Annotated in this window: 9 protein-coding genes; 2 read left to right on the forward strand and 7 right to left on the reverse strand. The window is 69.0% G+C overall.

Annotated features, from left to right (window positions below):
* Window positions 1–8: 8 nt before the first annotated feature.
* The 4 genes from ilvC to ENN83_RS05105 form a co-directional block, all read right to left on the reverse strand.
* Window positions 9–1,031, reverse strand: coding sequence for a ketol-acid reductoisomerase (gene ilvC, locus ENN83_RS05090; protein ID WP_287184805.1), 1,023 nt, complete (start codon window positions 1,029–1,031; stop codon window positions 9–11).
* A gap of 104 nt (window positions 1,032–1,135) precedes the next feature.
* Window positions 1,136–2,341 carry a UbiH/UbiF family hydroxylase gene (locus ENN83_RS05095; RefSeq protein ID WP_287184808.1) on the reverse strand — a complete coding sequence of 402 codons (1,206 nt, stop codon included), beginning with the start codon at window positions 2,339–2,341 and terminating at the stop codon, window positions 1,136–1,138.
* 61 nt (window positions 2,342–2,402) lie between these two features.
* The gene (locus tag ENN83_RS05100) at window positions 2,403–2,588 is read right to left on the reverse strand and encodes a hypothetical protein (protein WP_253089934.1); all 186 of its coding nucleotides are present in this window, start codon (window positions 2,586–2,588) and stop codon (window positions 2,403–2,405) included.
* Window positions 2,589–2,728: 140 nt separating this feature from the next.
* Window positions 2,729–3,379 carry a pyrimidine 5'-nucleotidase gene (locus tag ENN83_RS05105; RefSeq protein WP_287184812.1) on the reverse strand — a complete coding sequence of 217 codons (651 nt, stop codon included), beginning with the start codon at window positions 3,377–3,379 and terminating at the stop codon, window positions 2,729–2,731.
* A gap of 103 nt (window positions 3,380–3,482) precedes the next feature.
* On the opposite strand from ENN83_RS05105, the gene ENN83_RS05110 reads away from it, so the two are divergent.
* On the forward strand, window positions 3,483–4,136 hold the full coding sequence (locus tag ENN83_RS05110; RefSeq protein ID WP_287184815.1) for a GntR family transcriptional regulator: 654 nt from the start codon (window positions 3,483–3,485) through the stop codon (window positions 4,134–4,136).
* On the opposite strand, the gene ENN83_RS05115 is transcribed toward ENN83_RS05110, so the two are convergent.
* The 3 genes from ENN83_RS05115 to ENN83_RS05125 form a co-directional block, all read right to left on the reverse strand.
* A complete protein-coding gene (locus ENN83_RS05115; RefSeq protein ID WP_287184818.1) occupies window positions 4,070–6,124 on the reverse strand; it encodes a glycosyltransferase family 2 protein in 2,055 nt (684 codons plus the stop codon). The genes ENN83_RS05110 and ENN83_RS05115 overlap by 67 nt on opposite strands.
* 145 nt (window positions 6,125–6,269) lie before the next feature.
* Window positions 6,270–7,556: a homoserine dehydrogenase gene (locus tag ENN83_RS05120; RefSeq protein ID WP_287184821.1), complete on the reverse strand. Its 1,287-nt coding sequence runs from the start codon at window positions 7,554–7,556 to the stop codon at window positions 6,270–6,272.
* An 84-nt stretch (window positions 7,557–7,640) separates the two neighbouring features.
* On the reverse strand, window positions 7,641–7,883 hold the full coding sequence (locus ENN83_RS05125; protein WP_287184823.1) for a hypothetical protein: 243 nt from the start codon (window positions 7,881–7,883) through the stop codon (window positions 7,641–7,643).
* Window positions 7,884–8,002: 119 nt separating this feature from the next.
* Between ENN83_RS05125 and ENN83_RS05130 the strand changes: the two genes are divergently transcribed.
* Window positions 8,003–8,184 (forward strand): TetR/AcrR family transcriptional regulator (locus ENN83_RS05130; RefSeq protein WP_287184825.1); only part of this gene is annotated, 182 nt, incomplete at its 3' end.

Genomic DNA, 8,184 nt, shown 5'->3' on the forward strand with positions numbered 1-8,184 from the left:
GGACCGGCTCAGTTCTTGGCCTTGTCGACCATCTTGCCCGCAGCGATCCAGGGCATCATGGCGCGCAGTTTCTCGCCGACCTGTTCGATCTGGTGCTCGTCATTGATGCGGCGGGTGGCCTTGAAGAAGGGCTGGCCGACGGCGTTTTCCTGCATGAAGTCGCGCACGAACTTGCCGGTCTGGATGTCGGTCAGCACGGCCTTCATACGCGCCTTGGTTTCCTCGTAGGGCAGGATGCGCGGGCCCGAGACATATTCGCCGTATTCGGCAGTGTTCGAGATCGAGTAGTTCATGTTGGCGATGCCGCCTTCGTAGATCAGGTCCACGATCAGCTTCACCTCGTGCAGGCACTCGAAATAGGCCATCTCGGGCTCGTAGCCGGCCTCGACCAGCGTTTCGAAGCCCATGCGGATCAGTTCGACCAGACCGCCGCACAGCACCGCCTGTTCGCCGAACAGGTCGGTTTCGCATTCCTGGCGGAAACTGGTCTCGATGATGCCCGAACGCCCGCCGCCGATGGCCGAGCAATAGGACAGGCCGATCTCCAATGCGCGGCCGGTGGCGTCATTGTGCACCGCGACGAGGCAGGGCACGCCGCCGCCCTTGACATATTCGCCGCGGACGGTGTGGCCGGGGCCCTTGGGGGCCATCATGATGACGTCGACGCCGGGTTTCGGCTCGATCAGGCCGAAATGCACGTTCAGGCCGTGGGCGAAGGCAATGGCCGCGCCTTCGCTCAGGTTGTCATGGACATATTTGCGGTAGGTCTCGGCCTGAAGCTCGTCGGGCATGGTGAACATGATCAGGTCGCACCAGGCGGCGGCCTCGGCAATGCCCATCACCTGAAGCCCTTCGGCCTCGGCCTTTTTCGCCGAGGGCGAGCCTTCGCGCAGCGCGACGGCGACGTTCTTCGCACCCGAGTCGCGCAGGTTCAGCGCGTGGGCATGGCCCTGGCTGCCATAGCCCAGGATCGCCACCTTCTTGTCCTTGATCAGGTTGATGTCGCAGTCACGGTCGTAAAAGACGCGCATGGATGTCCCTCGTTGCAGCGGTGAGCGGCGCGGCGCGCGCCGGAATGATCCCGGGCTGAATACCGGAATCTGCGCGAGTTGCAACGCCAAGCAGTTCGGGAGCCTCAGCCCAACCGCACGCCCAGCCCCGCGCGCATCAGGGTCTTGCGCACCGGCGGCAGGCCGTAAAGCGCGGCGATCCCCGCACCGCGCAGGTCGCGGATGGCGGGCGCGCCCTGCATCGAGATGCGGTTGAGCATGTCGATGCCGGTGACGCGAGCGGCGACCTCGGGATAGCGGCGGCGGTGATACATCTCCAGCATGGCTGCTTCGCCGATATGGGCCGGGGCGCCGCGGCACAGTTCCAGCAGCACGCGCAGATCGGCAAGGCTCATGTTCAGGCCCTGCGCACCGATGGGCGGGACGACATGCGCGGCCTCGGCCACCAGAGCGGTGCGTTGGGCGGAAAAGCGATGCGCGATCTGGCTGATGATCGGCCAGAGCGTGCGGCGGGTGATCAGCATCAGCGGGCCGTAGATCGCGCCGGAGCGCGCGGTCATCTCGGCGTTGAACTCGACCTCTTGCATCGCGAAAAGGCGTAGCGCCTCGGGGCCGCGCTCCATCCAGACGATGGCCGAGCAGGGCCGCCCGTCACGGTCGGGCAGCGGGACCAGCGTGAACGGTCCGCCCGAGCGGTGGATCTCGGTCGAGACATTGCCATGCGGCTGGGGGTGGGTGACGGCGAAGGCCAGCGCCTTCTGGCCATAGCGAATGGTGCGCGCGCCGATCCCCACCGCCTCGCGCACGGGGGAATGGCGCCCGTCCGCGGCTACCAGCAGACGGGCCGAGACGCGGGTGCCGTCGCTCAGGGTGACCAGCGCCTCGGTGTCGCGGGTCAGCACCGATTTCGTGCCGATACCGGGGCGGAACGTGACATTCGGCAGTTCGGCGACGCGCGTCACCATCTCGCGGCGCAGGAGCCAGTTGGGCAGGTTCCAGCCGAAGGGAAGGTCCGAGACATCGGTGGCGTTGAAATCGCGGGTGATGCGGGGGGCGGGGGTCTTGCCGCCCGCATCGACGATGCGCATCACCTGAAGCTCGGTCGCATGCGGGGCAAGGCGATCCCACAGCCCGGCCTCGCGCAGCACCTTCAGCGAGGGCTGCAGGAAGGCGGTGGTGCGCAGGTCGGCGCCGTCGGCGGCCTCGTCGGTGACGGGCAGCGCGGGATCGACGCAGATCACCCGGAACCCGGACGAGCCGAACAGCGCCGCGGCAGCAAGCCCGGCGACCCCGCCGCCGGACACGAGAATATCGGTGGAAATGCGCGTCATGGGATGCCTCCTGCCCCGGACATAGCCCGCCGGGCCGTTCGGTCCAAGGGGCGATCCGGGGTCAGCCGCGGCTGATCCAGACAAGGATCAGCAGGATGATCGGCACCGAGATCACGGCAGGCATGTAAAGCCCCAGAACCCCCCATTTCAGGATCGCGAGCGCCCAGAGCGCCATGGCCGCCAGAACAACGACCCAGATCCCCGCCTCGGTCCAGATGCTGGTCTTTTCCTCGTGACCGTCTGCCATGTTCGTCCCCGTGAATGTTTCCCGCCGCAGAGCCTAGGATGCCTCGGCGGATGAGGCAAGTTATTGCATACGAGTGCATGCAGATACTGCCGCGGAAGGGCCGCCCCGGCGAGACAGACCTTCGGATCGAAGACGCCGACCTATCCCCGATCGAGCCTGGCGAGAAAGGCCGTCAGATCGTCGGTATGGTGGTGAATATGGGGGGCCGGTTCCGGCATGGGGGCGACATGGACCGTGCGCATGCCCATGGCGTGGGGCTCGGCCAGGTTGCGCGCGTCATCCTCGAACATCGCGGCCTCGACCGGCAGGATGCCGCCCTGGGCCAGGATCGCCTCGAAGGCGGCACGATGCGGTTTCGGCTGGAAACCGGCATGTTCCACCCCGAAGACCGCATCGAACACGCCCGTGAGTCCGCGCGCCGCGAGAACCCGTTCGGCATAGGGGGCGCTGGCATTGGTGTGCACGATTCGCCTGCCGGGAAGGGCGGCAATGCGGGCGCGCAGGTCGGGGTCCGGGGTCAGCGCGTCGAACGAGATGTCGTGGACGGCGACCAGATAGGGGCCGGGCTCGATTCCGTGGCGTTCCATCAGCCCCGCCAGAGTGGTGCCGTATTCCGCCCAGTAGAGCTTGCGCAAACGGTCAGCCTCGGCCCGGTCGACGCCGAGCAGGTCCATCACGAAAGCGGCCACCCGCTGTTCGATCTGGTCGAACAGGCGCATCCCCGGCGGGTAGAGCGTGTTGTCCAGATCGAAGACCCAGCCCCGGACATGCGCGAAATCGTCGGCCACCATGGAGCCTGCCTAACCGACTGCGGCAACAGGAACAAGCACGAAGCCTTGAACTCTCATGCGGTCATACATTATTGTGGACCATCGTATGCAGGAGTCCCCGCAGATGAAGGACGTCCGCCCCGCACACAAGGATGCGTATGAGCTGATCCTGGAGGCGATCGATGTGGGCATCTACGGTCCCGGTGACCGCCTTGTCGAAAGCGAACTGGCCGAACGCTTTGGTGTGTCGCGCACCCCGATCCGCGAGGCGTTGCAGCGACTGGAAACCCAGTCCCTGCTCGCCCGGGACGGGCGCAGCCTGATCGTGGCCTCGCTGAGCCACGACCAGATGGCCGAGCTTTACGTCGTGCGGGCCGAGCTGGAGGGGCTGGCCGCGCGCCTTGCCGCGCGCCATGCCACGGCCGAAGAGGTCCGCGTGCTGCGCGTCATGGTCGAGGAGGATCGCCGGTTGATGCGCGACCTGTCGGCCATGGCCCGGGCGAACCGGCGGTTCCACAAGCAGATCCACCTGGCCTCGCATAACCGCTATCTGGTGCAGCAGCTTGACCTAGTGCATCGGACCATGGCGCTGATGGCGACGACCTCTCTGGCGATCCAGGGGCGGGGGCCGGACGCGCTGGCCGAGCATGACGCCATCGTGTCCGCGATCGAGGCGGGCGATGGCGAGGCAGCCTCGGCGGCGCTCAAGGCTCACATCTCGCTGGCCTTCGAGACGCGCCTGCGCCACGACGCCGAGGCCCTGATGGCCCAGGGCTGAACCGCGTCGGCGGCCTGCCCGCCGCCGTGCTTGACATCGACGGCGCCCGCCCGCGCGATCGCGGCACGCACATGGGCGCGGGTCGAGGCGGTCTGGCCGCGGTGGGCTCCGTCCAGCCCGTGCCGCGTCTTGTCCCAGAAGAAGGGCCGCGCCGCCACTTCCCAGACCGCCTTGTAGGAGGCGATGGCCGCCAGCGGGAAATACAGGTGCAGCGTCGGCAGCCAGGGGATCAGCCCACGCTTGCCCGCCCGCGAAAGCCCCATCGCCCCCACTCCCAGCGTGACCAGCTCCGCCGCGATGAACAGCGCGAAAAGCACCGCGAAGCCGCCCGCCGGGACCGCCTGTGCCAGCGGGTGCGTGATCCCCAGCGGCAACAGCCAGAACGACCAGATCAGCGGCATCAGCGCGAACTGTGTCAGCGTGCCCAGGAACAGCACCTGCATGCCGAAAAAGCCCAGCGGCCCGAACTGGCGCAGCAAGAGGTCGGGGCGGCGCATATGGGTGGCCCAGGTCATCGCGTAGCCCTTGAGCCAGCGCGAGCGTTGCCGCACCCAGGGCCAGGCGCGGCAATTGGCTTCCTCCTCGGTGACGCTGTCCAGAAACTCGGTGCGATAGCCGTGCCGGGCAAGGCGCAGGCCAAGATCGGCATCCTCGGTCACGTTATGCGCGTCCCAGCCGCCCAGTTCCTCCAGCACGCGACGGCGGAAGAACAGCGTCGTGCCGCCCAGCGGCACCGGCACGCCCAGTCGCGCGAGCCCCGGCAGCACCACCCGGAACCAGGCGGCGTATTCGATGGAAAAGCAGCGCGCCAGCCAGTTGGCGCGCGGGTTGTAGAAGTCCAGGACCCCCTGGACAACCGCGACATTTGGGCCGCAGCTGTGGAAATGCGCGACCACCTTGCGCAACTGGTCGGGGGCAGGGGCGTCCTCGGCGTCATAGATGCCGACGATCGAGCCGCGGCAGAAATCGAGCGCGTAGTTCAGCGCGCGCGGCTTGGTCTTGAGCGCGCCCTCGGGGACCGTCACCCGCCGCATCCAGGGTGGCAGGGGCGTGGCGTCGAGCATCGCGTGCGTGTCGTCATCGCCCGCCTCGGTTACGAGGCAGATGTCCAGAAGCGCGCGCGGATAGTCGAGCCGCGACAGACGCGCGATCAGGCGCGGCGCGATGGCGGATTCGCGGAACAGCGGCACGAGAATCGAGATCCGTGGCAGCCGTGCGATGATCGGGGCGGCCTGGGGTAGTGCGCTGCGGTCCCGGATCAGGGCGCGCGCCTGGGAAAGCGCCGCGGCCGCCTTGAGAAGGCTGCCAGCCAGCATCCAGCCCAGCGCCCAGAGCGTGAGCACGCCCAGCACCGTCAGCGGGGCCAGCGCCGCCAGCAGGCCAAGCGCGGCCAGGGCGATCAGAACCGCGGTGCGGGGACCGGCGCGCAGCCAGGCCCGGCAGCTTTCCTGCTCGGGCACGCGGGTTTCGGCGGCGTGGGCCAGCACTTCGGACCGGCAGGAGGCAAGCGCCTGCTGCAACTCGTCCTCGCGGCAGATGACCATGATCGCGGGGGTCAGATCGGCGGGGAGCGTCGGGGCAAGCTGCTCGAACCGGTTGGGGTGCGCGGTCGCGATCAGCGTGGCGCCCGCGAATCGGCGCCAGGGCAGGAGACCCTTTTTCAGGCAGGTCCGCACGCCGAGGATGTCGATCAGCCTCGGATCGGGCGGGTAGGCGGCGAAATCGGCGCGACCCGTGCCGAACTGGCGGCACAACGCCTCGGCCACGGCGTCGGCGGTGGCGTCGCCCTCGGCGATCAGAAGTTCGCCCAGCTGCACCTCCATCCGCGCGTGATCGGCCAGCGCGCGTTCGAGCGCCTCGGGGGTGACGGCCCCGGCGACGAGCAATTGCTCGCCCAGGCGAAGGGCGCTGCGATGCGGCTGGGGGGCGAACTCGGCGGTCGCGGCGGGGTGCTGCCGGGCCGCGGCCAGGGAAATCACCGGCGGCATGAAAAGGGCCTCTCGAACAAGACCCCGATTCAATCGCGCGTTAAGGTTAATGAAAGGTGAAGGCCAACCCGGCCCGGGCGGATGGCGGCGATGTGGGCGGTGACGGAGGACGTGCGCCCGCGGCCGCGCCGCGCGGGCCGCCGGATCAGACTTCCTCGATGCGGATCGCCACGGGCTCGCCCACGACGACCCCGGTGCCGACAAATCCCGTCCGCGCGTGGTCGAGCGCGTCGCGCGTCGTCTTGTGGGTGACGATCAGCACGGGCGCGGTGGCGTCGGCGTGGCGGTACTGGCGCATCCGATCAATCGAGATGCCCGACTCGCCCAGCACCGCGGCCACCTTGGCCAGCGCCCCCGGCTTGTCCTCAAGCTCCATCCGCAGGTAATAGGGCGCCGCGGCCGAGGCGCGCGCCGCGCGCGCCTGTTCCAGGCCCGCGGCGGGCTGGCCGAAGGTCGGCACGCGGAAGCCGCGGCCAATGTCGATGACGTCGGCCATCACCGCGCTGGCCGTCGGCCCCTGACCGGCACCGGAGCCGCGCAGCACGATCTGGCCCACCGCGTCGCCTTCCAGCACGACCATGTTGGTCGCCCCCTCAAGCTGGCCCAGCGGCGAGTTTGCGGGCACCAGGCAGGGCGACATCCGCTGTTCCAGCCCGCGGCCGGTGATCTGGGCCACGCCCAGCAGCTTGATCCGGAAGCCCATATCAGCGGCATGGCGGATATCGTCGATCGAGATCCGCTCGATCCCCTCCAGCTCCATCGCGGGGAAATCGACCTTTGTACCGAAGGCGATGGCGGCCAGAAGCGAGAGCTTGTGACCGGCGTCGATCCCGCCCACATCCAGCGTCGGATCGGCCTCGAGATAGCCCAGCGCGCGGGCCTCATCGAAGACGGTTTCATAGGACAGGCCTTCGGCTTCCATCCGGGTCAGGATGTAGTTGCAGGTGCCGTTCATCACGCCCATGACGCGGGTGATCCGGTTGCCTGCCAGCCCCTCGGTCAGGGCCTTGACCACGGGGATGCCGCCCGCGACCGCCGCCTCGAAGCGGATCACCCGGCCCGCTTCCTCGGCGGCCTCGGCCAGCGCCTGTCCATGGACGGCCAGCATCGCCTTGTTGGCGGTCACCACGTCCTTGCCCGCGGCGATCGCCGCCTCGGTCGCGGCCTTGGCGGGGCCGTTCGAGCCGCCCATCAGTTCCACGAAGATGTCTACATCCTCGCGCCGGGCCAGCAGGACGGGGTCATCCTCCCAGGCGAAGGCGGACAGGTCCACGCCCCGGTCGCGGTCGCGGGTGCGGGCCGAGACCGCCGAGACCGTGACCGGCCGACCGACGCGCTGGGCGATCAGGTTCGCGCGGGTCTGGACGATCTTGACGACACCGGCGCCGACGGTGCCGAGCCCGGCGATGCCAAGGCGCAAGGGGGTGGTCATGGGGCGTGCTCCCGGTTGGGCTGGTGCCGAGGGTTCGCGGGGGTGTTAGCGCGAAGGCGCGGGTCTTGCAACGCGGCCCGGGGCTCAGAGGTCGCGGGCGCGCAGGGCGGCGGCCCTGGCGCGCAGGGCGGCGGCGCGCGCCTCGAGCGCCTCGGTATCCTGTCCGGTGGCGCCGGGCTGGGTGGTGGCGCGGGCGAGGATCGGCTCGACCGGCGCGAGCCTTGGATAGGCGCCGGTCTCAGGTTCGGGGCCGGGCGGTGGCGCACAGCCCGCCAGCGCCGCGACCAGCGCCGCCCCCGCCATTGTTCCCGCGATGCGTCCCGTCATCATGTCGCCCCCTCGCTGCGGGCCGACCATATCCCCGCATTCCGCCCCGCGGCAAGCCGCGCCGCCCGCGCACTCGCGCAGGGATTGAAATGAACGGCTGTTCAGATAACACTGCCCCCATGGCCCGCACCTCCGGCTCCCATTCCCAGATCACCGGCCCGCGACTGCGCGAGGCTGCGCAGCGGCTGTTCGCGCGCCACGGCTATGCCTCGGTCACGATGCGCCAGATCGCGGCCGAGGTAGGGGTGCAGGTCGGTGCGCTTTACAACTACATCCCCGACAAGCAGGGGCTGCTGGCCGA

The sequence above is a fragment of the Rhodovulum sp. genome, assembly GCF_011048875.1.
GTDB lineage: Bacteria > Pseudomonadota > Alphaproteobacteria > Rhodobacterales > Rhodobacteraceae > Rhodovulum > Rhodovulum tesquicola.

Excerpts from the sequence above, each read along its gene's own strand:
- ilvC (WP_287184805.1), bottom strand. The coding sequence starts at position 1,031 with ATGCGCGTCTTTTACGACCGTGACTGCGACATCAACCTGATCAAGGAC.
- ENN83_RS05095 (WP_287184808.1), bottom strand. The coding sequence starts at position 2,341 with ATGACGCGCATTTCCACCGATATTCTCGTGTCCGGCGGCGGGGTCGCC.
- ENN83_RS05100 (WP_253089934.1), bottom strand. The coding sequence starts at position 2,588 with ATGGCAGACGGTCACGAGGAAAAGACCAGCATCTGGACCGAGGCGGGG.
- ENN83_RS05105 (WP_287184812.1), bottom strand. The coding sequence starts at position 3,379 with ATGGTGGCCGACGATTTCGCGCATGTCCGGGGCTGGGTCTTCGATCTG.
- ENN83_RS05110 (WP_287184815.1), top strand. The coding sequence starts at position 3,483 with ATGAAGGACGTCCGCCCCGCACACAAGGATGCGTATGAGCTGATCCTG.
- ENN83_RS05115 (WP_287184818.1), bottom strand. The coding sequence starts at position 6,124 with ATGCCGCCGGTGATTTCCCTGGCCGCGGCCCGGCAGCACCCCGCCGCG.
- ENN83_RS05120 (WP_287184821.1), bottom strand. The coding sequence starts at position 7,556 with ATGACCACCCCCTTGCGCCTTGGCATCGCCGGGCTCGGCACCGTCGGC.
- ENN83_RS05125 (WP_287184823.1), bottom strand. The coding sequence starts at position 7,883 with ATGACGGGACGCATCGCGGGAACAATGGCGGGGGCGGCGCTGGTCGCG.